The following is a 26,278-nucleotide window of genomic DNA, read 5'->3' on the forward strand; positions in this document are numbered from 1 at the left end:
AATTATTCTCTAGGACTTCGCTTCAGATTTGGGTGCTGGCTGTAGCTCCACATCATCCGGTGAATAGTAATCGGATAAACGCTCAGTTAATTCAGCTTGTTCATGAGGTTCAAGTGCGGTCAAATCCACTTCTGTTTTTTCAGATTCCAAAACTTCGGCAGTTTCATTCTCTGCATGTTCAGTGGATGCTGTTTCAACCGGTTTCTCTGCTGTTTCTTGTGCGCTTACCTCAAGTTTTTCCGCAGAATCAGCCGGATTTTCAGCCGCACTTTTAATTTCTTTAATTTGCTCTTCCACCGTTGTTCCTGCTGCAACCGCTTTTTCTTCTAACTCTGCACGCATTTTTTGAGCTTGCTCTTTCAGCTCTTCAACGGTTTTACTTAAGTCTGGGGAAAGCTGTTTTAGATTAAGTTGTTCCGCTTTCTTAATACTATCTTGCAACTCTTGCAATTTAAGCTCTTGTTTTAATTCATTTTGAACATTAGCTGCCAATCCACGGATCGTTTTCACCCAGCCCATTACCGTGCGAATAGCCACAGGTAAACGCTTAGGGCCTAGCACTACTAAGCCCACAAGCATCAATAAAACAAGTTCGGAAAAACCAATATCAAACACGGTTATGCCTGTTCTTTATCTTTTACAGTTTCAGTTTTTTCAGCGGTGGTTGTACCGTCTTTAATTTGAGTAAACTCAGCATCCTTTTTCGGCTCGTCATCAGACATCGCTTTTTTAAAGCCTTTTACCGCTGCGCCAAGATCAGATCCCGCATTGCGTAATTTTTTGGTACCAAATACTAATAAAATCACGACTAATAAAATAATCATTTGTGCTGGGGATAAACCAAACATAGAAAAACTCCGTTAGAATTAAATTGAAAATTTGGGCTTGAATATACTCTTTTTATGCATTTGTCTCAAGAGGTAATTTTAAAAGTGCGGTCAAAAAATTAGAGGATTTTCAACCGCACTTTAGTCTTATTATTCAGCCAGTTCTGTTTGCTCATGAGACAGGAATTATGAAATAACAAAATCCAGTTCTTTCATGTATCGCTCATAACATTGCAAGATATCTACAATCAAATCCTCTTCATTTGTAATACTCAAAGGATAACCTTCCAATTGAATATTGGTTGAAACCATTAATGCATGATGGACTTGTGCAGTTTCAGGCTCAGGCTTCTCGAACAAGGTAATTTGGTAAAAAAAATCTTCTGCTAAACCATTTTCAATAGAAAGAACCAGTTGATTATTATCACGACCAAAATGTTACTGTAAGGTCACATTTAAACCATAGGTACCGATGAGTAACTGACGCAACTCTCTCATTGCCAAAAGCGCCGTTGTTTTTAAATGTAAAATGGCATCATCTCGCTTAGGTTCAATCACTAACTGTCTTAAACGGCTACGCCAGTTTGCACCTGTCCACAAATCTGAAACCTCTGTGGAATAATATTGACGCTCAAATCGTAAACCTTTCAACAAACTCCATGCCATCACTGACATCAACAGAGCGAAAGGTAAAGAAAAAAACAACATCGTTGATTGGAGTATTTCAATACCACCAAAAAGGTAAAGAACAAACGTAACTGCTGACAATAGCCCACCCCAAAACATAGATTGCCAACGAGGTGAAACCTGGCTTTTGTCTTCAATTGCGATATTATTAAGCGTATAAATACCAAAGTTAATGGTTACAATAAAAAAGAGTGTGATAATAAATAAAGCTAACGTTTTAGTTAAACCGGAATAGGGTAAATAACTCAAAAAATCAAAAAGAAGTGCTCCCACATCATTTACAGCTCGACCTAATGCCCCCTTAGCAAGATGCTCATTCACCCAAATTGCTCCATTACCAAATACCGTGAACCACAAAACGAAGAATAAACTTGGCACCATCAATACGCCGAAAATAAACTCCCGCAAAGTTCGTCCGCGAGAAATCCGTGCGATAAAAATCCCAAAGCCAGGCGCCCATGAAAACCACCATGCCCAGTAAAAAACCGTCCAATCCATAAACCAATCTAGATGTTCTACATCATAGGCATAAGCCTTGAAGCCGACTCTAATTAAACCGCTTAAATAGGTACCAATATTTTCCGTAAAAGCCGAAATTAAATATATTGTTGGACCGAATAGCAAAACCAATAGCATAAAGAGAAAGGTAACGCCTAGATTTAGCTCACTAAGAATACGGAACCCGTTGGCAATCCCTTGCAGTGAAATTAAGATAGCAATGATAAAAACACTCACTAAAATAAGGGGAACCAAATACGATGAGTTATCCAATAAATGCATTGAATGGAATGCTGCAGCCAACCGAATCGCACTGTAACCTAAGGTTGCGACTACGCCAAATAAGGTAGTACAAATCCCGAGAATATCAATGATATCCCCTACTTTTCCATTAATCTTTTCTTTCAGTAAGGGATAAAAACAAGAGCGTAAAGAAATTGAAAAAGGCTTGATGGGGGCAAGTATCCGTTTACAGACAGTCCCCATTTAAAGCCAGCGCTAATAAGAACGAAAAACATAATAAAAAGTATAAGGTACGAGTCAGTCAGTATATTGATATGCTCAACCAAGATGTGGTGAAAATACGAAAAAAGGAAAGAAGCCGTTAAAAGCGAGTGAAAAAGTGACAGAAATCAAAGATATCAAGGCAAGCATAGGATTATTTTAAATACCTTTGCATCGGGCAGGTAATGTCAATGACAACTACCCCTATATTGCCCACCTTGATTCCTCGACATAACGCTTTCAGCCCCCCCAAAAAAGCCGTCGGGCTTGATGCTGGCTATTTTACCGTCCCTATCACAGAAAGCTTGGCTCGCCGAGAGGTTATTAGTGTATTTGATTATCGTCGCCCGACAAAAATAAAAAGCCGAAAGGCTGATTACCTGACACACTTATCAAGCTACGATAGAAAACGCCAATGCAGTTAAGTCATCGGAGCAAGGGAAAAACTCTACAAACGTCTAGCAAAAATGGTTGAGCATAACTTTACGGAAGCAGAACAACACCATAGACATAGTTATGCCCATTACAGAGGTTCGTCGAAAGTACACATGCAAGCAAGCACAAAATATCAAGAAAATGCCCTTGTGATATGGGCTTTTTTACGCTTTTTATAATTCAGACTTTATTAATATGAGGTAATGGTAAAAACTCTACGAAACTGACTGCTTGAATGGCAATCTAAAGTGAAATGTAATAGAAAGAGATAAAACGACAAAAAATAAACCCACCTTTACCAGATGGTCTATAAAGTGGGTTTGCCTGAGGTATAAAATCGAGTGTTAAATACGCGCTATTTTCAATATATTTTAGCTTTTATTTTTTAGGTAACGCATCAGTTGAAGCATTAAATTTCACATTTGATGAAGTATAAGCCTCAAAGTGCGGATGTTTTTTCATAAATTTAATGAAACTTTCCGCATCAGGCAAGTATGTATCAACGCCTTCATATTTTGGATCGTTAAATAATTTACCAAACGTTTTATAACCATCTTTACCGCTAGCTACATAAGCATTGGTACCAACGAGATAACGTTTATTATCATCAATTGGTTCCCATTGTTGGGTTTGTTTATTCAATACTTCCACGCTGACTAAACGTTTACCTTCCGCATTTGGTGTTTCATTAGCTTCGTAACGAATACCTGCGCCATAAGGGAATGCCCCTGTAGAGCCATCAACTAAAGCAAATTGCATTGCATCTTCAAGCACTTGTTTCACTAATGAACCTTCCATTTTATAGGTATATAAGGTATTCCCGAAAGGCAAGAAAGTATAAGCATCATTAAAAGTCACATTGCCTGGTAAAATATCTGCGCGTACACCACCCGCATTTTGAATCGTTAAATCCACCGTTTTTAGTTCATTATACATTGTTTCTGCAATAAAACGCGTTGCGATAGAACCTTCTGGATTAGAGCCTGCTTTATTTGGGATACGGTTCGCTGAACCACCCGGCATTGCAGAACCAGTGATGACACCAACAATTTCTTGCGCTAAACGATCTTTTTCACTTTTATATTTTGAAATAAGCATGTCTGTTTTTGCATCATGATCATCAAGTGAAATACTCTTCATTGATTTTAAAGTATCAAGCGCTTTTTTACGTTCATCGCCTGTTAATTCAGTCCATTTACCTTCCGCATTTTTCACTTGAAGTTTATGAGAACTCATTAACACATGAGGAATTTTACGAGTAATAGACGCAATACCTTCAGGGCTGAATTTAACACCTAAGTCACCCACCACAGCAGAATAAGCCCAACCTTCCATTACAAATACAGGTTCACCATTCGGATTTTTAAATTCAAGTGGATATTCATAGATTACTGGCAATTTTAAACCACGTAATTCATCATTTCCGTATAAATAATGTGAATCGCCAGTAACGATCACATCAATATCATTTACTTTTTGAGCGATTTCGATATTTTTTTCACTTCCTGCATGTGAAAGTAAGATGATTTTATTAATACCTTGTTGTTTTAGCGCATTTGCCATAATTTGCGCAGTAGCAATTTCATCATAGAACTTCACATCTTTACCTGGTGAAGAGGAATTAACCGTTTTATTCACGGTATCTAAACCGATAATAGCAATTTTTTCTCCATCCACAGTGAAAATATCGTAAGGTTTCCATTTGTTATATAAAATTGAATTTTTATCAGGAATAACATTGGCTGAAAGTACTGGGATTTTTAATGGCTCGAGTAGTTTTAATAAACCTTCATTACCCGCATCAAATTCATGGTTACCCAAAGTAAAATAATGGAAATTACCAGCATTCATGACAGCCGCATCAGCAGAACCACCAAAAAGGGTGAAATACAGCGTACCGGTAATCGCATCACCTGCATGTAGCACTAATGGATTTTTATACTTTTTACGTAACTCATAAAGTTTCCCATTCACAGCAGAAAAACCACCAATATCAACCTTTGTTTGTTGACCATTTAAATTAATTCTCGCTTCGTGCGGTTCCAAGTAAGAATGGTGGTCGTTAATATGTAAGATACTTAACTCCACAGCTTTATGTGCTTGCGGCGCTTCTTTAGCAAAGGCTGCACCTGAGCAAAGCATTGCTAACGCACTAACTGCAAAGGTAACTGATTTTTTAGATAAAAACATAATGGCTCCTTGTGAGTAAACGGATTAATTTAAGCCTTCAAGCATTGCTTGGAAAGTCTTATAACGAATAGCATAGTTATTGTGTTGAAGATTTTCACGTGCTTGATCCAAATACGAAAAATCATCAACCTCCACCCCTTTAAATTGGCGAGCAAACATCATATTGGCTAGAGCGAGGCGGGGCTTAATTTCAGAAGAAGGGGTTATCAAACTCACTCGATTCTCAGTAATAGAAAAAGTTGTTTGATTAGGAAAATCTTGACGCATCTGTTCAATAATTTTTTGAAATATGCCTTTAGCATCCAAAGACAATAATATAATTTGATCTGGTTTGGCTCCCCGTTCTATTAAAGCCTGAACAAATTGCTCCGAATTATCTGTTTGACGAATATAAATTTTTGCCTGCTCATTCGCTAAAAAAGACACCAGTAAGTTTTTCTTCATTTCCTGAATTAAATTAGCATCGCCAGTATTTATCGGTTCAAAGTATAAATAATCAAGAAATTTAGGGGTGAGATTTTTATCTGTTTTAAAAATGCGAGTGAGGATTTTTTCGCTTATTTGGATCTGATTATCAAGAAATTGGGGAGGTAAAGAAAAAAGTGCGGTGAGTTTTTTCTGTAAAATAGAAATTTGTTGCTTTTCTTGTTTAGCTAAAGCGATTGAAAATTGTTGCTTTAAAGCCTCAGCGGACTCAGTAGATATTGATTGGTGAGAAGACGAAGGAGGACTCGCTATCACAGATTGTTGAATGCCAATACATGACGCTAATCCAAGTAACACAGAATGAAAACTGATTTTCATAATAAACCTCATTTAACTGATATTTTATCAATATAAAATACCGCTTAACGCGTAAACTTGACCTAAAACTATTTGAGAGTTTCTTAGATTATACGTAAAACAAAATTGCATGTGAATGATAATGTTTACTTTTTCAAGAGAATATAACGTACTTATTAGAATGCTCATCCAAAACTTGGAATTTTGCTCAAAAAGTATAAAATTCGCAGGCTTTTTGTCTATATATACAGAGAAAAAAGTAAGCTATATTCTTAAATCACTTTCGAGTTTGAGAATATTCTTTTAGTAATTAAACATTTAGAGGAAGGTTATGGTAACCATTCGTTTATCTCGTGGCGGAGCTAAAAAACGCCCATTTTATCAAATCGTAGTAGCTGACAGTCGTTCACCACGTGACGGTCGTTTCATTGAGCGTGTAGGTTTCTTCAACCCAATCGCACAAGGTAACGCAGAGCGTCTTCGTGTTGATCTTGAGCGTGTAAACCACTGGGTTGCTCAAGGTGCATCACTTTCAGATCGTGTTGCAACTTTGGTAAAAGAAGCTCAAAAAGCATAATCTCGCTTTTTGATTTAGTTCTTAAACTAAGATAGGTGAAAAATATGGAACAACAACGCATTGAAGTTGTGGGCAAATTAGGCTCAACCTACGGTATCCGTGGGTGGTTACGTATTTATTCATCAACAGAACAAGCTGAAAGCATTTTTGATTATCAACCTTGGTTTTTAAAAATCAAAGGTGAATGGCAGCCAACTGAATTAGAAAACTGGCGTCATCATAATCACGAAATCATCGTTAAATTAAAAGGCGTTGATGATCGTGAAGCTGCACAAACTTTAGCGAATGTTGAAATTGGTGTGGATTTATCTGTTTTCCCTGAACTGGAAGAAGGCGATTATTACTGGCACGATTTAATCGGTTGTTCAGTCGTCAACCTAGAAGGTTATACAATGGGAACGGTAACAGAGATGATGGAAACCGGTTCTAATGATGTGTTAGTGGTTAAAGCCAATACTAAAGATGCTTTTGGGAAACAAGAGCGGTTAATTCCGTTTTTGTATGAACAAGTAGTTAAAAGAGTCGATCTCACCACGAAAACAATTGAAGTGGATTGGGACGCTGGTTTCTAATCTCAAGTATGCACAAACGTAATGTAGTAGGCTTTTTATGTGGATAGGGGTAATTTCATTGTTCCCCGAAATGTTTAAAGCGATTACGGAATTTGGGGTTACAGGTAAAGCCGTAAAACACAATCTTCTGCAAGTGGAATGTTGGAATCCAAGAGATTTTACATTCGACAAGCATAAAACCGTGGATGACCGTCCTTATGGTGGTGGTCCGGGAATGCTGATGATGGTGCAACCTTTACGGGATGCGATTCATGCTGCGAGAGCAGCTGCAGGAGAAGGCGCAAAGGTGATTTACCTTTCGCCACAAGGACGTAAACTCGATCAAGGTGGCATAACGGAACTTGCTCAAAATCAGAAATTGATTTTGGTATGTGGACGTTACGAAGGTATTGATGAGCGATTGATTCAAACTGAAATTGATGAAGAATGGTCAATCGGCGATTACGTTCTGACCGGTGGGGAATTGCCGGCAATGACATTAATTGATGCTGTTGCGCGATTTATTCCCGGTGTATTAGGCAAACAAGCTTCGGCAGAAGAGGATTCTTTTGCAGATGGTTTATTAGATTGCCCGCATTACACCAGACCGGAAGTGTTAGAAGGATTAACGGTACCGCCCGTGCTGATGTCGGGACACCACGAAGAAATTCGGAAATGGCGATTAAAACAATCGCTACAAAGAACGTGGCTCCGACGCCCTGAGCTCTTAGAAGGCCTAGCTCTGACTGACGAACAACGTAAGCTGTTAAAAGAAGCGCAAGCCGAATATAACAGTTAGTTTCAGTTACATCTAGGATCAATAAAGGATCAAACAATGTCTAACATTATCAAACAACTTGAACAAGAACAATTAAAACAAAACGTACCTAGTTTCCGCCCAGGTGATACTTTAGAAGTTAAAGTATGGGTAGTTGAAGGTAGCAAACGTCGTTTGCAAGCATTCGAAGGCGTGGTTATTGCAATTCGTAACCGTGGCTTGCACTCAGCATTCACTTTACGTAAAGTATCTAACGGCGTAGGTGTTGAGCGTGTATTCCAAACTCACTCTCCAGCTGTAGATTCTATCGTTGTTAAACGTAAAGGTGCAGTACGTAAAGCTAAACTTTACTACTTACGTGAACGTTCAGGTAAATCTGCTCGTATTAAAGAGCGTTTGGGCGAATAATTCGCAAAATGAAAAAGGCTTGGTTTTCCAAGCCTTTTTTGTTTTTAAGTGCGGCCAATATTAAGACCGCTTCATAATTTCAAAAAACTCATCGTTGGTTTTCGCCACCATAAGTTTGTCAATGAGGAATTCCATTGCTTCCACTTCACCCATTGGGTTAAGGATTTTGCGAAGAATCCACATTTTCTGTAATTCATCTGGTGTGGTAAGTAAGTCTTCTTTACGCGTACCTGAACGGTTGAAGTCGATTGCTGGGAACACACGTTTTTCTGCAATTTTACGAGAAAGATGTAATTCCATGTTACCGGTACCTTTAAATTCTTCAAAGATAACCTCATCCATTTTTGAACCCGTATCAACAAGTGCGGTTGCAATAATGGTTAAACTACCACCTTCTTCTACGTTACGCGCTGCACCAAAGAAACGTTTTGGACGATGTAAAGCATTTGCATCCACACCACCAGAAAGAATTTTACCAGATGCTGGCGTAACAGTATTGTAAGCACGAGCTAAACGCGTGATAGAGTCGAGTAAAATCACCACGTCTTTTTTGTGCTCTACAGAACGTTTTGCTTTCTCGATAACCATTTCTGCCACTTGAACGTGACGAGCAGCTGGTTCATCAAAGGTTGAGGCAATTACTTCACCTTTAACTGAGCGTTGCATTTCTGTTACTTCTTCGGGGCGCTCATCGATTAAAAGCACAATAAGTTCACATTCTGGATAGTTGTGCGTGATGCTTTGTGCAATATTTTGTAACAACATGGTTTTACCTGCTTTTGGCGGAGCCACGATAAGACCACGCTGACCTTTACCAATTGGAGAGGCTAAATCTAAAATACGTGCTGTTAAATCTTCAGTTGAACCATTACCACGTTCCATTCTTAAACGAGAATTAGCATGTAATGGCGTTAAGTTTTCGAAAAGGATTTTGCTACGAGAGACTTCAGGTTTGTCATCGTTGACTTGGTCGACTTTTAAAAGTGCAAAATAGCGTTCGCCTTCTTTTGGTGGACGGATTTTACCTTCGATTTTATCACCAGTTTGAAGATTGAAACGACGAATTTGACTTGGAGAGACGTAGATGTCATCAGGACCAGCAAGGTAGGAACTGTCTGCGGAGCGTAAGAAACCGAAACCATCGGGCAAAATCTCTAACACGCCGCCGCCAAAAATATCTTCACCGCTCTTGGCGTGTTGTTTCAAAATAGCAAAAACAATATCTTGTTTACGTAAACGGGCAAGATTTTCCAAACCCATTTGTTCTTCGCCAAGTTTCACAAGATCAGAAACAGGCGTATTTTTAAGTTCTGTAAGATGCATAATTAATAATGTTGGAACGAATAAGAGTTGATAATACTGAAATGTTTGAATGGTGGGCAATGCCCTTAAGAATGGTGCGTAAATTACCACTAAAATCTAATACTGTCTAGTTTTTGTTAGAAAAAACAGGGTAAAATAACCAGTCATGAAGAGATTATTATTGCATATTGATTAATTATGCGTGATAATTGAATAATTAATCATGTTTTAATGTTAAAAGAAGGATAACCTATGGCTCTTTGGGGTGGTCGTTTTACACAAGCGGCAGACAAACGTTTTAAAGATTTTAATGATAGCCTGCGTTTTGATTATCGCTTGGCAGAGCAAGATATTGAAGGCTCAATTGGTTGGTCTAAAGCTTTAGTGAATGTTGGTGTATTAAGTGCTGAAGAGCAACAACAGCTAGAGGTTGCCTTAAATGAATTATTAATCGAAGTGCGGTCAAATCCACAAGCGATTTTGCAAGATGATGCAGAAGATATTCATAGCTGGGTGGAAAGTAAGCTTATTGATAAAGTGGGTAATTTAGGTAAAAAATTACACACGGGTCGTAGCCGTAATGACCAAGTTGCACTTGATATCAAAATGTGGTGCAAACAGCGTGTAATCGAGTTACAAGAGTCCGTTCGTAATCTTCAACGCCATTTGGTTCAAACGGCGGAAAATACACAAGATGCGGTGATGCCGGGTTATACTCATTTACAACGTGCACAACCAATCACTTTTGCTCATTGGTGCATGGCTTATGTGGAAATGTTTGAGCGTGATTATTCACGTCTCGCCGATGCTTATAAACGCATGAATAGCTGTCCATTAGGCAGTGGTGCACTTGCGGGGACAGCCTATGCGGTCGATCGTGAACAATTAGCCGCCGATCTTGGTTTTGCTTTTGCGACGCGTAATAGTTTGGATAGCGTATCAGATCGCGATCATATTGTGGAATTACTTTCAACGGCATCTTTAAGCATGGCTCACCTTTCTCGTTTCGCAGAAGATATGATTATTTTCAACAGTGGTGAAGCGAATTTTGTGGAATTATCGGATCGTGTGACTTCTGGTTCCTCTTTAATGCCACAAAAGAAAAATCCAGATGCTTGTGAATTGATTCGTGGTAAAGCGGGCCGTGTCATGGGTGCATTAACCGGTATGTTGATGACCTTAAAAGGTTTACCATTAGCGTATAACAAAGATATGCAAGAAGACAAAGAAGGGATCTTTGATGCATTAGATACCTGGCAAGATTGCGTAGATATGGCGACTTTTGTACTAGATGAATTAAAAGTGAATACCGATCGTACTCGTGAAGCTGCTTTAAAAGGCTACTCAAATGCAACAGAGCTAGCAGATTATCTTGTAGCAAAAGGTGTACCATTCCGTGATTCTCACCATATTGTCGGTGAAACCGTGGTTTATGCCATTGAAAAAGGCAAAGCCTTGGAAGACTTAACCATTCCTGAATTCCGTCAATTCAGTGATGTGGTAGGGGATGATGTATATGACATTCTTTCACTACAATCTTGTTTAGATAAACGTTGTGCGAAAGGTGGGGTTTCACCACTTCGAGTGGCAGAAGCGATTGCAGAAGCAAAAGCGAGATTAGCTTAATTAGCGCAAATAAAAAGAGCGGTCAAAAAATGTTGTGTTTTTTCGGTATTATGTAGCAGTTGCACAAAGACCAAAATTTAAACAAAACTATACAAAAATGCCCTTATTTCGATAAGGGCATTATTTTTTATAAATGTATTTTACAGAATTCTACTTATTTTTACGTTACTCACTTTTCCGTTTTCTTCTAAACAGTCTTTCTCGTTGCTCCTCTAGCAGCATTTGTTCCATCATTGCAGGGTAAGCCTGTTCGCAGAGAGCAACGTATTCAGGTTGGGTTAAGTGTTCTCTAATTTTAGTCGGGCAACGTAGATAGATTTTATCTTCTGCAAAACTACTAATAATAGAAAGCATCTGATAAGGTTTCCCATCTTCGGTTTCAAACACTTCATCGGTAAATTGCATTTCAAATATCGCCACGACTACCTGATTATTAGCGATTTCATAGGCCCCATAAAATATCAATGGATTACGGGGTAAAGTACTGACTTCTTTCGCAAGGTCTCGCAAATTGTGATAGAACAACAGATAGGCATCATCTTTTACGTTTGAATACATCTGAGCCAGTTCTCGCATAAAAGTTTTGAATGTTTCATAGTCCATCTTTTTTAAATCCACGTTAAGTGGCGTGTGTGTCATGGTTTCCATTATTGCTCCTTGTGTTGCTTTAAATTGTTTAGGCTACGGCTAAATATTGGTTATCGTTTGATGCTTCCAAACACAAACTTTCTAATCCGAATTTTGCCGTAGGCTTCTTATTTCCCTGCCAGTAACCTGTTAAATCTCGTGAAGGTCTGGCTTTCAAACAGCGTTTTAGTACGTTGTCGAATTTGTCTTTATCTGACTGGTAACGAAAATCCTCACGCCATGCGGTTTCATTCGCATAGTGCATCATGTAATTATTTCCCATCTTATGATACACACCCATAATCATTCTTCTAAATCTAGCAAAGAAGGATTCTGCTAGGTTATTGGTGGTGCCGTCAATCGAGCAATATTCTTGCGAATGATTTACGCGACATAAGTCATAGTGAAATGCCAAGCCATCATAAGCAGGATTTTCATCAGCGCAAATTGTAGATTTTGGTGCGACTAAGCGATGTGTTAAAGCAAGCATATCATCAGCATTTTCCTCTTTAACTAATGCAACGAGTGTGCGGTCGGTTCCTTTTATTATTTCCTGATTTGCAGCTTGTTGACGGAAAACCATAACGCAGGATTTATCTTTACGTTGGTGACATCTCTTACGTCTATCAATTCGCTTATGTTTAAAATTTTTGGGGCGAAGGTAGTTATTCACATAACAACCATCAATATGAATAATGCCCGTGAGTGGTGTGTAATCTTGCGTTTTTTCAACTGCTTCACGAAATTTATGTAGTAATGCCCATGACGTTTTATATTGCACGCCAATATGACGAGATAAGTTAAGCGCAGAAATCCCTTTACTATTGATAGTGAAATAATAAACCGATAACAGTAGCTTTTTTAGGGAAAGTTTAGTGTGCTGAAAAATCGTACCACTTTTTACAGAAAAACGATGTTGGCAATGTTTGCACTGCCATTGCTTACGAGAAGAAATAAAATAGGCTTTATGCTCAATCTGACAACGAGGACATTGAACTGTATGAAAACAATGAGAATTTCCCCAACGAGCATTTTTAAGAAGAATGAGTATTTCGGTATCAGATAAATCGTAAATAGCGAACGAAGAGAGATTGCGAAGTGCAGAAAGTAAAAGTGGTGATGTTTTTTGCTTATTTTTCATTTATTCGTTCTATACATAATTAACTTTTAACTTATTGTTTTATGCCCAATAAGTCACGTTTCTTTAGTTAAATTGGTTGAACGAATTAAATATGAAAAAAGCAAACGATAAGATTTGCCTAAAGTGGGCAGTATTTTAGATCGAAGCTTGATCGATTTGCAAGAAAAAATAGCAAGCCTAAGCTCGCCATTTTTAATCTTAGATTTTGTTTCCAAATGGAAGTGATTTTACATAATTTTCCATAAACTGCCAGTCTGGAACATATTTCTCAGAAACGCGATCATAAATTGCTGGTAATCTTATTTTGGCTTTGCGCAAATTTGATTTATATTTCCTTCCGAAAGAATACCTATACCTTTCCATATCCAGTATAGTCACAAGGAAAATTCCAGAATATTGATTTAATTTATCATTTCTACCGACAGATAACGTAGTTGAGCCTATAAAATCATGATCTATATAATTTGCATAGCCTACAGAACCTTGCCCATCGCAGATGAAAATTACACAATTCCCTTTTGTAATAAGATCTTCATTATATTGAACTTTATACATAACACCATTGTTTTTCTTTTTAGCTCCAATATACTCAATATCATCCCCTTCTATTAAAAGAGAACTCGCATTTGAACATTTACAAGACTCAATATCAGTAAAAACATCATGAATATAAAAATCGATCCAGTTATCCTTTTTTAATTTTAAAGGAAATGATAATTGATTCTCCAAATTAAAATCTATACTGCCTTTACTAGAATACACCCAATCAGGTATTTTTTCCGGTAACTCAATTTCTTTTATATATTTATTAACTTCTCTTCCAAAAGCTGAAAATTTAAATCTATTTTCTCTTATAGAGTAGCAATAAAACCATTTTTCTAATTCTGACATTTCTCCTATTGGTCTTAAAACGCAAACATTTTGAGCTGTAACAAAATCTTCATCTTGTACGAAAGCTGATAATATGGAACCACCTAAAGGAACCGTGATATCCCCTTTATTAAAGGTTTTCATTCCCTCTTGTAAAATAATTCTACCAGCTACACCATTATTATTTGAACTTCTAGAGATAAAGTTGATACTTTTCTCATCTGATGATTCAGAGATAATCTGTTTTCCAAAATCAAGTTTGCTTCCATTAAAAACATAGAATAATTCACATATTTTCTTCATAGAACTTTTCCATTAGAAATTAAGTATCCAAGATATTCATTTAATACTTTCTGAAAATCAGATTGATTTAATTTTGAATAATCTGTTTCCATATAGGCTTCTGCTAGCCATTCATCAGCATAAGTAACTTTTTTTACTACGGATAACCCACTTTCTTCTTTTCTCTTGAAATATAAATCAAGCCATTTTGATTCTCTTCTCTGCCATGCTTTATTTTCCTTTTCCATTCGTCCAAGATTCTTACGTTTCTCAAAACCATCATCTTTAAAATATCCAAAAAAAGTATCTTTTTTTGAATTTTTATGTTTAGTTCCAAGTTCAAATATCATGCAGCAAGTTACAGCACTGGCTCCAGGATGAAATATATCTGATGGAAATGAAAATACAGCATCTAAGGTATGTTCATCTAACATTTTCTTTTTATACGTTTGAATATCAGATGATGCACCTATTGCACATTGCATAGGTAATAAAACTGCTAATTTTCCTGTTCTAATATAACTAGCAACTTTATAAACAAAGTGAAATCCTTTTGTGGGATCTTCTTTAATTTTTTCAGACCAACTCTCAACGTATTCTGGATCACAATGTTTTCTTTGTGCATTATATGGTGGATTCATTAAAACAACATTTATGCCTTTAGTTGATAGCTCTTTTAATTCTAAAAAACAATTTCCTTGTTTAATATTTGAATTACCATCTCCGTGAATTAACATATTTGTTGTCGCTAATCCAAAAGCAGTTTCCTCATATTCAATACCGTAAATCTGAGAAGATTTAATTTTTTCTCTTTCTGATTCCGTATTACAATCATCCATAGCTTCAGTCAATGCTCTGACTAAAAAAGCCCCACTGCCACAACAAGGATCTAAAACAACTGAGTTCCTATTAACCCCTACAACTTTACACATAAAATGAACTATGTGATCGGGTGTAAAAGCCTGATTTTTATCTGATTTTCCAACATATTTATTGAATGTAGTAAAAAATAGATTTAGAAGGTCCTGACCCATAGTATTTTTATCATTAATGTATGGAAGTATCTTCGTTTCTATAGTTCTTAATATATTCTTAAATTCATCAATCTTTAAATCTCTAATATCTTGAGAATCAATCACTTTATTTTTTAATATAACTAGTTTCTCTGCTTTATTTAAATCTTTATTTAGCAAGTTGGTTAAGATTCCTTCTATACCTGTTCTAATTTGATTCGTAGATAATGACTCTACTTTAACAATCTCTCCTTCATCATTCTTTTTATCAATAGGCATTGAATAAACTAGCCCATTTTTTAAAGCTAACAAGCAAGTCCCGACAAATTGGCTTCTGATTTTCTCATTAATACCATATTGATGGAGCAATTCATTTAATTGATAAGTATTTTGTACAATCTCAGATTTATTATTAATAGTTCCAAAGTGAATATTTTTATATTCATTCATTGTTTTTATAACGTTTTCATCTTTATCTTCGTGAAAATCATCAATAATATCAGAGCCATCTTGCCATACTCTAATTTCTCCATTAACAGTTGAAGACAGAATTGCTATAACTTTATTTCCAGTTAATTCTTTTTCAAAATTAACATAATTTTGTAATTGCTCCATATTCTCTATCAACTTGCTTTTCAATAATTTCTGTTTTGTTTCAACCAAAATAGTTAAAGAGCCATCAACAAATCTAAGATCAATATCTTTATAATCTCTTATCGCTTTATCTGTTAGGTAATCTTTGTAGTTTTTACCTATCTTTTTTAGAGCTATTGAATAACTAAATTCACCACTCTCTATATTAGATTTTAAATACTCTCTCCCTATGGTATTAATAATATCAATTCTTTCCATAAAAACCTCCCAAAATAAATTTGCAAGGTTGAAAAGAAAGAGCTAATCTACTTGTTGTAGGCTTGTAGGCTTGTAGGCTTGTAGGCTTGTAGGCTTGTAGGCTTGTAGGCTTGTAGGCTTGTAGGCTTGTAGGCTTGTAGGCTTGTAGGCTTGTAGGCTTGTAGGCTTGTAGGCTTGTAGGCTTGTAGGCTTGTAGGCTTGTAGGCTTGTAGGCTTGTAGGCTTGTAGGCTTGTAGGCTTGTAGGCTTGTAGGCTTGTAGGCTTGTAGGCTTGTAGGCTTGTAGGCTTGTAGGGACATTTTTTGTTCCTTATTGAGTTAATGTCAAGTTAAATATTTATTGTTTTTCTGATATTTCTTTAAAAGAAATAGCAAAGGCATCCTTTAAATTTTCAGGCATAGTACGATAGTCTGCAATCAGCTTTTCTTCTTGCTCTGAGATAGTATTTTTTGGCGTTACAGCTTGAAACATCTCACCTTCACCGCTAACGAGCCAATTTAAATTCACTCCTGCTTTAGCGATCCCAGCCATCCCTTCCGCATTAGGTTCTCGTTCGCCACCAACATAACCTTGTAGGGTGCGGTAAGCAATTCCTGTTTGCTCTGCAAAGTCTTTAATTTTCCAATTTTTAGCTTCACAAACTTGTCTTAATCTTTCTGATATACACATTTGAGCGTTCCATTTTCAATTTAAAATTGACAAATTACGCAAATGAGCGTATATTTGTTTTCAGTTTAAACGCATTTTATCACGTTTGAGCATATTTAAAATCTCTATTAACATAAATTTTAAACAAGACGATGACTCAGCATTTCTTACTTTCTAGCAAAGCTCGCTCGCTTTCTTCTTACGAGATTGCACAACTCTCGGAAGAAGAAGCGTATGATTTGCTTTGTGAATTAAGATGGGGTGGCAAAGAGTTTATCACTTGTCTTAAATGTGGAGTGCAACATAAACCTTATTATATTTCTACACGTAAACAATGGCGTTGCAAACATTGTAATCACACTTTCAGCGTTACTTCTGGTACCATTTTTGCCAATCGCAAGAAACCGATTAAGGTTTATCTCTATGCTTTAATGGAATGGGTAAATGCTGTCAAAGGGTTATCTTCCCTTCAATTAGCACGTAATGCAAAACTTAATCCTCGCACGGCATTTGTTTTATCACATAAATTCCGCAAGGCATTACTGGAAAGCCGTGATATGAAACCACTTTCAGGTGTAGTGGATATGGACGGTACTTATGTTCATCCTGCGCCACGTAAAGCAAATAAGAAATCTGATCGCATTGACTATTGTTTAAAGGAAAATCAGAATCCTGATAAACGTTGTGTCATGGTTGCACGTGAGCATTATTCGCCAGAAGAAAAAGCCAGTAATGCGCTGCATTGTGGGGCAAAACGCTCTCACGTTTTTGTAGCGCATACTGAATCGCAATCGGTAGTGAAAAGTTTTGCCGATAAGTTCATTAAACCTAATACACAAATCAATACCGATGAAAGCACGGCTTATGATGTCTTGTTGCCTTACTATAACTTGAGAACTGTAAACCATAAAGAAGAATATCGCAGTGACTTAGGCGTAACGAACAATCAGGCAGAAAGTTTGTTCAGTCGTTTCAAACGTATGTACTACGGACAAGTTCACCGAATTAGCAATGAATACTTGCTCAACTATGCTAATGAAATTGCGTACCGTGAGGACAATCGCCGTACCTCAAATAAAGCGCAGTTTATTGATGTATTAAGCCGATGTTTGAAAACCACCAACGATAACAATGAATGGTGCGGTTATTGGCAACGAAAAATTATTCATCAAGAAGTGATTTGGCAGTAGATTATGGCATACAACCTTGATAAGAAACTCAAAGAATTTGAGTTTGAGCGTAAACAGGTATTGCATCATCTCGCGTTACTTGATGCGAACATTGCCACATTAAAACGTGCTATTGAGTTTACTCAACAGGAAAGTGATGTAGCCCTTTATAATACGGACAACTTTGTGTACCGTTCCAAATATAAGCTCTTTAAAGGGAAAATTCGTAAATACATCGTACAAATGATGCGAGAAGCACCCAATAAAGCCTTTACAATTGCAGAACTCACGCAGCGCATTTTTGATATTGAACAAAACCCTGATACACCGTCCGAAAAACATCTTGATTCCGTTCGTAAACAACTGAATGAGTTTTATAAGAGAGAATGGATTGATAGAATTCAAATCAGCCGAAATGAGGTTCACTGGCAATGGAAACAAAAATAGCGGTATTTCTACCGCTATTTACTATCCTTGCTCAAGTGTTCTCAATCGCCAATGTTGTGAGTTATCTATTAAGCATTTTTCCACTAACGATTTATACTTTAAATAGTTTAATGTACAAGCAATCGTTTGTGATTGTTTATACGGTATGACTTCTTCAATCTCTTGCCCATCTAACTTCATCGCCAGATATGTAATCTCCTTCACACTTAACCATTTTGAAGGCTCTTGTTTTAGTACCTGAGCAATCAACTGTTGAGGAGAAGTTTGGAAACGAAGATTTCTAAATTTGGGGTTTGACGGTAAAGGCGGTTCTTCCCGACCTTTTGCGTGATTTAATGCTACACGATAGTCTGAAATCTTCCGATCAAGATCTTTTAATTCTTTATGGAGTTGCTTGATTTGCGCTACAATTTCTTTCTTTTCGGTTTCAATTTCTTCAATCGCTTCTTCAAGCGCATTTTCCAAAGTTGATTTTTGTTTTGTCATTGACTATTCTTACCTTTCGTACATAAAAGATAAGAAAATGTAGCAGAAACAACAAATTAAATCTTTGTGCAACTGCTACATAATACCGTGTTTTTTGACCGCTCTTTCGTTTTTATGGTGTAGGTGGATCCATTAATTCAAGGATTTTATCTGTAGGCTCTTTTATATCGAAACTCGATTCCATTAATAATGAAAAAGTCTCGTCATTTCGTTTACAAGCAGCATGAGAAATTAGCTTACCTTTCTTATTACGCAAATCGATAGTAACTTGACTGATGCTCGTCTTATCTACTGCTCTTTCTTTTATTATCGTCCACAACTGATTATTTTCTGTTGGTGGAAGAAAAAGAGTCGCTTCTGTGGCATAAGCTTGTAAGTAAGCATTATCTATCGTTTGATCAGCCACATTCACATCGTTTTTCATGTAAGTGAATGTTTTAAGATTATTTAGCTCGACCCAAAGTTTTTCCCCTTTGGTGCTTTCACATTTTACAACATCAATGACGCTATCACCGAGATTCATGACATTCTCATTTGCGAACGAACATAGTGGAACGGCAGCCCAAAATACCCAAAGATATTTTTTCATTAAATTAATCTCTAAAGTTATTAAACTGGAATGGTTGGCCTAATTCCGCGCCTTTCACTAATTGAATAACAGCTTGTAAATCATCACGGGATTTACCGGTTACGCGTACTTGTTCACCTTGAATTTGAGTTTGAACTTTGATTTTTGAATCTTTCACTAATTTAGTGATTTTCTTCGCCATCTCTGTTTCAATCCCTTGTTTTAATTTGATTTCTTTGGTGTAAAGTTTACCGTGATGTTCACTTTCTGTTGGAATATCCAATGAGCTATGCTCAATGCCACGTTTTACAAACGCACCAATTAAGATTTCAATTAATTGTTCTAATTGGAAATCTGATTCGGTCGTTACTTTCACGGTTTCGCTTTTTTCATTTAATTCAATCACCGCTTCCACGCCACGAAAATCATAACGTGTACTTAATACGCGGTTTGCATTTTCAACCGCATTACGCACTTCGTGCATAGTAATTTCAGATACGATGTCAAAAGATGGCATAAATTTTCTCCCAAAATGAATTAAATTCGATCATTTGCACTTAAAAGACATAAAAGTGCGGTTAAGTCAGCAAAGTTTACCACAATTTGTGCTTGTTGTTGCACCTTCGGTTTGGCATGAAATGCTACGCCTAATCCTGCGACCTTCATCATCGCCAAATCATTAGCGCCATCACCAATAGCAAGGGTGTTTTTGCGTGGAATACCGTATTCTTCAGCGAGTTTTTGCAAGGTATTCGCTTTGTATTGTGCATCGACCACGCTACCTTTTACATTGCCAGTCAGCGTGCCATCAATAATTTCAAATTGATTAGACGCCGCAAAATCGAGGTTTAATAAGCTTTTTAAGTAATCGGCGAAATAGGTAAAGCCACCGGAAGCGATGGCAGTTTTCCAACCATGTTGTTGTAATGTCTTAATGGTTTCAATTAAGCCCGGCATTAAAGGTAATTTTTCACGTACTTGCTGCAAAATACTTTCTGGTGCACCTTTAAGTGTTCCCACTCGACGACGCAAACTTTGTTCAAAGTCGAGTTCTCCACGCATGGCACTTTCAGTAATGGCAGAAACTAATTCACCTGTGCCAGCCAGTTTTGCAATTTCATCGATACATTCAATTTGAATTGCCGTAGAATCCATATCCATCACCAATAAACCATTTTCTGATAATTTTGCATCAAAATCCAGTTTGGCGATGTCTAATTGCAGGTCGTGAGCGTGGGCAATAAAATCGGTTAGCCATTTGCCTTTTAAAAGGACAACGGTATTTTTTTCAACGTTCCATGCATCAAAACACTGGAAAGATTGACCGCACTTTTGTTGGAACTCGAGTAATTTGGCTAAATTCAGCGTTGTACCGTATAAAATAAACGCCTGCGTTTCATCAGAATGTGGCAAATCAGACGAAAGTGCGGTAGGAAATTGGGGATATTTTTGGGTAATGCTTGTAAGGTTTTGAATTTGCATAGAAAATCCTGTAAATTGTGAATACTCATCTATTCTAGCCGATCTTGGTGAAAAAATGGAAAAACAACGTGCAATTAATTAAAGAAAAACTTCAAAAATCACTGATGTTTGGGCTCATCGTGCTGCTTTGTATCAGTGCCATGGCGGTGATTTTGTTTGGTGTGAAACAATTTAAGATTGGTTCACAGCTTTCAAGTGTGAATCAAGTAGCGAATTTATCGCATACTTTGGTTCGTCAGCAAGCCAATTTATTTTCAGTTTTATTAACCAATAATGCGAAATCTGATCAGCTCATTGAAAATTTAGATAATTTAGTTAAAGAGAATTTTGTGCTTGATGCGACCATTTATGATTATAACGGTAAAGAATTGGCACAAAGTACCAATACTGGCAATCTTCGTGAACAACTAGGCTTAGAAAATAAAAATGAAGGTGAGTTTTTAACACAGCAAATTGTTGAGCCAATTTACTCTGCTTCGAATAATGCCATTCGTGGCTTTTTGCGGGTGACGTTTGATGTCCAATATGCTCAAACGACGCAGAGCAAAATCAATCAAATGTTTCATCGCTTATATGGTGAAATTGTCGTGGTCTTTTTATTAGGCGCTTTATTCGCCAGTTCCATTCATTATTTTTTAAGTCATTATCGTCGAACATATCGAAAACCAGTGGAAACTAAAACGGTGGTTAATTTGCAAGGTAAATCGAGTAGCCAGCGTTTCCATCAACGTCGTCGAAGAATTTGATTAAGGTAAATAAAATTGCAAATATTGGTTAAGCCAATCAGTAAATAAGGTAGAATACTGAGAATTATTTAGATAGGAGAAAAACATGGCAACTCGTAGACAACTCGCCAACGCAATTCGTGCGCTATCAATGGATGCGGTACAAAAAGCGAAATCAGGCCACCCAGGTGCACCGATGGGAATGGCGGATATCGCTGAAGTATTATGGCGCGATTTCTTAAAACACAACCCAAACAATCCTAAATGGGCCGATCGCGACCGTTTTGTGCTTTCTAACGGCCACGGTTCAATGTTGATTTATAGCTTATTACATTTAACAGGCTATGATCTTTCTATCGAAGATTTAAAACAATTCCGTCAATTACATTCTAAAACCCCTGGACACCCAGAATATGGTTATGCACCAGGTGTTGAAACTACTACCGGTCCGTTAGGTCAAGGTATTACCAATGCCGTGGGTATGGCGATTGCTGAGAAAACATTAGCAGGTCAATTTAACCGTGAAGGCCATGAAATCGTAGACCACCACACTTATGTGTTCTTAGGTGATGGCTGTTTAATGGAAGGGATTTCTCATGAAGCTTGCTCTTTAGCAGGTACATTAGGTCTTGGTAAATTAATCGCATTCTACGATGACAACAATATTTCGATTGATGGTCATGTTGATGGTTGGTTCAGTGATGATACGGCAGAACGTTTTGAAGCTTATGGCTGGCAAGTAATCCGCAATGTGGATGGTCACGATGCAGAACAAATTCGCGCTGCAACCATTCTTGCTCAAGCAGAAAAAGAAAAACCAACTTTAATTATTTGTAAAACTATCATCGGTTTTGGTTCACCAAATAAATCAGGTTCTCATGATTGTCACGGTGCACCATTAGGTGATGAAGAAATCGCATTAACTCGTAAAGTACTAGGCTGGGAATATGGTCCATTTGAAATTCCGGCTGAGTACTATGCAGAATGGTCTGCGAAAGAAAAAGGCGCTGCAGCAGAAAAATCTTGGGAAGAAAAATTTGCCGCTTATGCAAAAGCATATCCTGAACTTGCTGCAGAATTTACACGTCGTGTAAACGGTGAATTACCAGCAAATTGGGCAGCAGAATCTAAAGCGTTCATTGAAAAATTACAAGCCAACCCTGCAAGTATTGCAAGCCGTAAAGCATCACAAAATGCAATCGAAGCTTATGCACATGTATTACCTGAATTCTTAGGTGGCTCTGCAGACTTAGCAAGCTCTAACTTAACGTTATGGAGCGGTTCTAAACCAATTCGTGCACACGAAAACGTAGGTGGTAACTACCTTAACTATGGTGTGCGTGAGTTCGGTATGTCAGCGATTATGAATGGTATTGCTTTACACGGAGGGTTCATTCCTTACGGCGCAACCTTCTTAATGTTCTACGAATATGCACACAATGCGGTGCGTATGGCGGCATTAATGAAACAACGTGCTTTATTCGTTTATACTCATGACTCGATCGGTTTAGGCGAAGATGGTCCAACTCACCAACCAGTTGAGCAAACCACCTCATTACGCTTAATTCCAAATCTTGAAACATGGCGTCCTTGTGACCAAGTGGAGTCAGCTATCGCATGGCAACAAGCGGTTGAACGTCAAGATGGCCCAAGTGCGTTGATTTTTACCCGTCAAAACTTAGCACAAATGGACCGCACTTCTGCACAATTAGATGCAGTTAAACGTGGTGCTTATGTATTAAAAGACTGTGAGGGAACACCTGAGTTAATCTTCATTGCGACAGGTTCTGAAGTGGAATTAGCAGTGAAAGCAGCAGATGTATTGACTGCTGAAGGTAAAAAAGTACGTATTGTTTCTATGCCAAGCACTAACCGTTTCGACAAACAAGATGCAGCGTACCGTGAAAGCGTATTACCTGCAGCGGTAACCAAACGTGTTGCGATTGAAGCGGGCATTGCGGACTTCTGGTATAAATACGTTGGCTTTGAAGGTCGTGTAGTGGGCATGAATAGCTTCGGCGAATCAGCACCTGCGGATCAATTATTCAAACTCTTTGGTTTCACCGTAGATAACGTGGTGGCAAAAGCAAAAGAGATTTTATAATTATAAAAATAGATAAGGGCAGGTCATTACCTGCCTTTCTTTTTTGATTTAAAAAAAGTGCGGTCAAAAAATAAGAAAATTTTTGACCGCATTTTGTTTTTATCTGCTTTCACCTTGTTATCTAAGCCTTTTTTCGTCAATCCATTGAGTTAGCCTTTCAAGTTTGCTAAAATTCGCAACACTTTTTGCGATAAAAAATAAAACGTAAAAAGTGAGTTCGGAAGAAGGTAGCTGGAGAGTAGGGAATTGCCCCTACGCCGACGAGGTAAAATCTTTCAGGCGCAATTGCAAGATTGCAGGGACTGTTACTGGACGAACCCTTGGAGAGATCCATTGCATTTATTGATGTAAATGGACGCCGAAGGCGCAAAAGAGCGGTCGACTTTTCGATTGTTTTCCAAACGCTCAGGCAAAAGGACAGGGGCAAAAGACAATCCGTATTATCAAAAATATTTCTATCGGGATTCTTCTTGTCTCCTTGTCGAGTTTATTTGTATTTTAAGCGACGAGGAATCATCAATGTCATTACAGACAATCTTATCGGCTATTAGTAGCTTTATATGGGGACCGCCCCTACTTATTCTTTTGTCCGGAACAGGACTTTATCTCACCCTTCGTTTAGGCTTCTTACAAATTCGTTATTTGCCTCGTGCCTTGGGTTATTTATTTGCTCGTGGTGCGAATAAAGGCAAAGGGGATGTGTCTTCTTTTGCGGCACTTTGTACGGCATTGGCCGCAACTATCGGGACCGGGAATATCGTCGGCGTAGCTACCGCAGTACAAGCGGGTGGCCCAGGCGCAATTTTTTGGATGTGGTTGGTTGCATTATTAGGCATGGCAACCAAATATGCAGAATGTTTGCTTGCTGTGAAATATCGTGTACGCGATAAATATGGTTTTATGGCTGGTGGGCCAATGTACTACATTGAACGTGGTCTTGGTATCAAATGGTTAGCGAAATTATTTGCGCTATTTGGGGTGTTGGTGGCCTTCTTCGGTATCGGTACTTTCCCTCAAGTGAATGCGATTACACATGCAATGCAAGACACCTTTAATGTACCTGTTGTGATTACTGCAACAGTGGTGACCGTATTGGTCGCCATGATTATTCTCGGTGGGGTAAGACGTATTGCGAGAGCATCTGCAGTCATTGTGCCTTTTATGGCGCTTGGTTATGTAACGACTTCAATTATCATCTTAATCGTTAATTACGACAAATTGCCTACTGCAATTGCATTAATTATTCAGAGTGCGTTTAATCCACAAGCAGCTTTAGGCGGAGCAGTTGGTTTTACCGTGATGAAAGCGATTCAATCAGGTGTGGCACGTGGTATTTTCTCAAATGAATCTGGTTTAGGGAGTGCGCCTATTGCAGCTGCTGCGGCACAAACGAAAGAGCCTGTTCGCCAAGGTTTAATCTCAATGACAGGAACATTTTTAGATACCATCATCGTATGTACGATGACGGGCTTAGTGCTTGTGATTACGGGAGCATGGAGTAATCCTGAGCTTTCAGGCGCAAGCGTGACTAACTATGCTTTTGCACAGGGTTTAGGCACATCAATCGGTGCAACGATTGTAACCGTTGGCTTATTATTCTTTGCTTTTACCACAATTTTAGGTTGGTGTTACTACGGTGAACGTTGTTTCCTTTACCTAGTTGGTATCCGTGGTATTAAAGTATATCGCTTCGTGTTTATTGTTCTGGTTGGGGCAGGCTCATTCCTGACTTTAGATTTAATTTGGATCTTAGCGGATATTGTGAATGGTTTAATGGCCTTCCCGAACTTAGTTGCATTAATTGGTTTACGCAAAGAGATTATTTCAGAAACCAAAGATTACTTTGAACGTTTAAAAGCAACGCAACATGATCAAGATGAATTAGCCTAATTTATCTCATAAAAAGAAAAGGGAAGCCGAGTGCTTCCCTTTGTTGTTTACAGCTTTACATCATAACAAGTTTACACGGAAATGAAATCACATTTTTTCAGAAATTAGATCCCGATCATATTTTTGAACATTTGTTTTTTTATTTACCTAAAAGCACTTGAAAAAGTGGTTCAAGGTCGATATGTTGTTACTAAAGATGAACGGAACCGAAGGGTTCATTTAAGCAAAAGAGGTAAATGCTATGACACTCAATATCACAAGTAAACAAATGGAAATCACTCCTGCAATTCGTGAACATGTGGAGGGAAGACTTGCAAAATTAGAGAAATGGCACACTCAACTGATTAGCCCGCATTTTGTTTTAAGTAAAGTACCAAACGGCTTTTCTGTAGAGGCTTCAATTGGAACTCCATTAGGTAATCTGTTAGCCACTGCAACGGCTGATGATATGTATAAAGCGATCAATGAAGTCGAAGAAAAATTAGAACGTCAATTAAATAAACTTCAACATAAAGGCGAATCCCGCCGAGCAGATGAGCGTTTGAAAGATTCTTTTGAAAAATAAAGGATAATGAATAAATAAAAAGGGCGAACATCATGTTCGCCCTTTTTTAGATATCTTGAATCACTAATTGTAATGCATGGCGTTGGAACTGTTTTGCTTTACGATGTTTTAAGCGTCTTAAACGCAAGTTGCGTGAGGCAGAGATATCTCTTGATGTTTTTTTCTTTAAAAACGTTTTTCTTTTTAACATCTTTTTCTCCTTGTTTTCTTTAAGTTCAATAAAACGTTGATTTTTCTGACCGCA

27 protein-coding genes, 1 pseudogene and 1 riboswitch are annotated in these 26,278 nt (G+C 37.7%); of the genes and pseudogenes, 12 read left to right on the forward strand and 16 right to left on the reverse strand.

Annotation, left to right across the window (positions count from 1 at the left end; genetic code table 11):
* Positions 1-9 precede the first annotated feature (9 nt).
* The 3 genes from tatB to RDV53_RS05995 form a co-directional block, all read right to left on the reverse strand.
* Positions 10-615: a Sec-independent protein translocase protein TatB gene (gene tatB / locus RDV53_RS05985; RefSeq protein ID WP_005695385.1), complete on the reverse strand. Its 606-nt coding sequence runs from the start codon at positions 613-615 to the stop codon at positions 10-12.
* Positions 616-617: 2 nt separating this feature from the next.
* Positions 618-848 carry a twin-arginine translocase TatA/TatE family subunit gene (locus RDV53_RS05990; RefSeq protein ID WP_005695386.1) on the reverse strand — a complete coding sequence of 77 codons (231 nt, stop codon included), beginning with the start codon at positions 846-848 and terminating at the stop codon, positions 618-620.
* A gap of 417 nt (positions 849-1,265) precedes the next feature.
* Positions 1,266-2,498 carry a BCCT family transporter gene (locus RDV53_RS05995; protein WP_005695388.1) on the reverse strand — a complete coding sequence of 411 codons (1,233 nt, stop codon included), beginning with the start codon at positions 2,496-2,498 and terminating at the stop codon, positions 1,266-1,268.
* On the opposite strand from RDV53_RS05995, the pseudogene RDV53_RS06000 reads away from it, so the two are divergent.
* Positions 2,454-3,127 (forward strand): annotated as a pseudogene (locus tag RDV53_RS06000) (transposase); the annotation flags it as partial. The gene RDV53_RS05995 and the pseudogene RDV53_RS06000 overlap by 45 nt on opposite strands.
* Before the next feature lie 202 nt (positions 3,128-3,329).
* Here the strand turns inward: RDV53_RS06000 and nadN are convergent.
* Positions 3,330-5,141 (reverse strand): NAD nucleotidase, encoded by a 1,812-nt coding sequence (nadN, locus tag RDV53_RS06005; RefSeq protein ID WP_005695389.1) that lies wholly within the window; start codon positions 5,139-5,141, stop codon positions 3,330-3,332.
* A gap of 24 nt (positions 5,142-5,165) precedes the next feature.
* Entirely contained in the window at positions 5,166-5,945 is a 780-nt protein-coding gene (locus RDV53_RS06010) for a hypothetical protein (RefSeq protein ID WP_032827502.1), read from the reverse strand.
* Between the two features lie 310 nt (positions 5,946-6,255).
* Between RDV53_RS06010 and rpsP the strand changes: the two genes are divergently transcribed.
* The 4 genes from rpsP to rplS are packed head-to-tail and all read left to right on the forward strand — an operon-like array spanning position 6,256 to position 8,238.
* Positions 6,256-6,501: a 30S ribosomal protein S16 gene (gene rpsP / locus RDV53_RS06015; protein WP_005697005.1), complete on the forward strand. Its 246-nt coding sequence runs from the start codon at positions 6,256-6,258 to the stop codon at positions 6,499-6,501.
* 44 nt (positions 6,502-6,545) lie between these two features.
* A complete protein-coding gene (gene rimM, locus RDV53_RS06020) occupies positions 6,546-7,073 on the forward strand; it encodes a ribosome maturation factor RimM (RefSeq protein WP_005697003.1) in 528 nt (175 codons plus the stop codon).
* A gap of 37 nt (positions 7,074-7,110) precedes the next feature.
* Positions 7,111-7,851, forward strand: a complete 741-nt coding sequence (trmD, locus tag RDV53_RS06025) for a tRNA (guanosine(37)-N1)-methyltransferase TrmD (RefSeq protein WP_005697001.1) — start codon at positions 7,111-7,113, stop codon at positions 7,849-7,851.
* 36 nt (positions 7,852-7,887) lie between these two features.
* On the forward strand, positions 7,888-8,238 hold the full coding sequence (gene rplS, locus RDV53_RS06030) for a 50S ribosomal protein L19 (protein ID WP_005697000.1): 351 nt from the start codon (positions 7,888-7,890) through the stop codon (positions 8,236-8,238).
* Positions 8,239-8,298: 60 nt separating this feature from the next.
* Here rplS and rho read toward each other — a convergent pair whose 3' ends face one another.
* A complete protein-coding gene (gene rho / locus RDV53_RS06035; protein WP_005695393.1) occupies positions 8,299-9,561 on the reverse strand; it encodes a transcription termination factor Rho in 1,263 nt (420 codons plus the stop codon).
* Positions 9,562-9,792: 231 nt separating this feature from the next.
* Between rho and argH the strand changes: the two genes are divergently transcribed.
* On the forward strand, positions 9,793-11,166 hold the full coding sequence (gene argH, locus RDV53_RS06040; RefSeq protein ID WP_005695394.1) for an argininosuccinate lyase: 1,374 nt from the start codon (positions 9,793-9,795) through the stop codon (positions 11,164-11,166).
* 165 nt (positions 11,167-11,331) lie between these two features.
* On the opposite strand, the gene RDV53_RS06045 is transcribed toward argH, so the two are convergent.
* The 5 genes from RDV53_RS06045 to RDV53_RS06065 form a co-directional block, all read right to left on the reverse strand.
* Complete coding sequence (locus RDV53_RS06045; protein WP_005695396.1) at positions 11,332-11,814, reverse strand: hypothetical protein; 483 nt, start codon at positions 11,812-11,814, stop codon at positions 11,332-11,334.
* A gap of 28 nt (positions 11,815-11,842) precedes the next feature.
* On the reverse strand, positions 11,843-12,934 hold the full coding sequence (locus RDV53_RS06050; protein WP_005695397.1) for an IS1595 family transposase: 1,092 nt from the start codon (positions 12,932-12,934) through the stop codon (positions 11,843-11,845).
* Between the two features lie 198 nt (positions 12,935-13,132).
* Complete coding sequence (locus RDV53_RS06055) at positions 13,133-14,107, reverse strand: restriction endonuclease subunit S (RefSeq protein WP_005695398.1); 975 nt, start codon at positions 14,105-14,107, stop codon at positions 13,133-13,135.
* Positions 14,104-15,951 carry an HsdM family class I SAM-dependent methyltransferase gene (locus tag RDV53_RS06060; protein ID WP_005695399.1) on the reverse strand — a complete coding sequence of 616 codons (1,848 nt, stop codon included), beginning with the start codon at positions 15,949-15,951 and terminating at the stop codon, positions 14,104-14,106. The genes RDV53_RS06055 and RDV53_RS06060 overlap by 4 nt, the downstream gene beginning before the upstream one ends.
* A gap of 335 nt (positions 15,952-16,286) precedes the next feature.
* Positions 16,287-16,619 carry a helix-turn-helix domain-containing protein gene (locus RDV53_RS06065; protein WP_005695401.1) on the reverse strand — a complete coding sequence of 111 codons (333 nt, stop codon included), beginning with the start codon at positions 16,617-16,619 and terminating at the stop codon, positions 16,287-16,289.
* Positions 16,620-16,750: 131 nt separating this feature from the next.
* On the opposite strand from RDV53_RS06065, the gene RDV53_RS06070 reads away from it, so the two are divergent.
* Entirely contained in the window at positions 16,751-17,788 is a 1,038-nt protein-coding gene (locus tag RDV53_RS06070; RefSeq protein ID WP_005695402.1) for an IS1595 family transposase, read from the forward strand.
* A 3-nt stretch (positions 17,789-17,791) separates the two neighbouring features.
* Positions 17,792-18,214, forward strand: coding sequence for a hypothetical protein (locus tag RDV53_RS06075; RefSeq protein WP_005695403.1), 423 nt, complete (start codon positions 17,792-17,794; stop codon positions 18,212-18,214).
* Positions 18,215-18,235: 21 nt separating this feature from the next.
* On the opposite strand, the gene RDV53_RS06080 is transcribed toward RDV53_RS06075, so the two are convergent.
* From RDV53_RS06080 to serB, 4 genes are all read right to left on the reverse strand, one after another.
* Positions 18,236-18,700, reverse strand: coding sequence for a hypothetical protein (locus RDV53_RS06080; RefSeq protein WP_005695404.1), 465 nt, complete (start codon positions 18,698-18,700; stop codon positions 18,236-18,238).
* Between the two features lie 112 nt (positions 18,701-18,812).
* Positions 18,813-19,289, reverse strand: coding sequence for a hypothetical protein (locus tag RDV53_RS06085; RefSeq protein WP_005695406.1), 477 nt, complete (start codon positions 19,287-19,289; stop codon positions 18,813-18,815).
* Positions 19,290-19,293: 4 nt separating this feature from the next.
* Positions 19,294-19,785 carry a YajQ family cyclic di-GMP-binding protein gene (locus tag RDV53_RS06090; protein ID WP_005695407.1) on the reverse strand — a complete coding sequence of 164 codons (492 nt, stop codon included), beginning with the start codon at positions 19,783-19,785 and terminating at the stop codon, positions 19,294-19,296.
* Between the two features lie 20 nt (positions 19,786-19,805).
* Entirely contained in the window at positions 19,806-20,750 is a 945-nt protein-coding gene (gene serB / locus RDV53_RS06095) for a phosphoserine phosphatase (protein ID WP_005695408.1), read from the reverse strand.
* Positions 20,751-20,818: 68 nt separating this feature from the next.
* Between serB and RDV53_RS06100 the strand changes: the two genes are divergently transcribed.
* The 4 genes from RDV53_RS06100 to hpf all read left to right on the forward strand — a co-directional run bounded on the left by RDV53_RS06100 (position 20,819) and on the right by hpf (position 26,034).
* Positions 20,819-21,496, forward strand: a complete 678-nt coding sequence (locus RDV53_RS06100; RefSeq protein WP_032822883.1) for a YtjB family periplasmic protein — start codon at positions 20,819-20,821, stop codon at positions 21,494-21,496.
* A gap of 85 nt (positions 21,497-21,581) precedes the next feature.
* Entirely contained in the window at positions 21,582-23,579 is a 1,998-nt protein-coding gene (gene tkt, locus RDV53_RS06105; protein ID WP_005695410.1) for a transketolase, read from the forward strand.
* Positions 23,580-23,889: 310 nt separating this feature from the next.
* Positions 23,890-24,010, forward strand: a riboswitch (glycine riboswitch).
* 88 nt (positions 24,011-24,098) lie between these two features.
* The gene (locus tag RDV53_RS06110; protein WP_005695411.1) at positions 24,099-25,469 is read left to right on the forward strand and encodes an alanine/glycine:cation symporter family protein; all 1,371 of its coding nucleotides are present in this window, start codon (positions 24,099-24,101) and stop codon (positions 25,467-25,469) included.
* Positions 25,470-25,710: 241 nt separating this feature from the next.
* The gene (gene hpf, locus RDV53_RS06115) at positions 25,711-26,034 is read left to right on the forward strand and encodes a ribosome hibernation-promoting factor, HPF/YfiA family (RefSeq protein ID WP_005695412.1); all 324 of its coding nucleotides are present in this window, start codon (positions 25,711-25,713) and stop codon (positions 26,032-26,034) included.
* Between the two features lie 46 nt (positions 26,035-26,080).
* On the opposite strand, the gene RDV53_RS06120 is transcribed toward hpf, so the two are convergent.
* Positions 26,081-26,224 carry a hypothetical protein gene (locus RDV53_RS06120; protein WP_005695413.1) on the reverse strand — a complete coding sequence of 48 codons (144 nt, stop codon included), beginning with the start codon at positions 26,222-26,224 and terminating at the stop codon, positions 26,081-26,083.
* Positions 26,225-26,278 lie beyond the last annotated feature (54 nt).

It is taken from the genome of Haemophilus parainfluenzae ATCC 33392 (genome assembly GCF_031191205.1).
In the GTDB taxonomy this organism is placed as follows: domain Bacteria; phylum Pseudomonadota; class Gammaproteobacteria; order Enterobacterales; family Pasteurellaceae; genus Haemophilus_D; species Haemophilus_D parainfluenzae.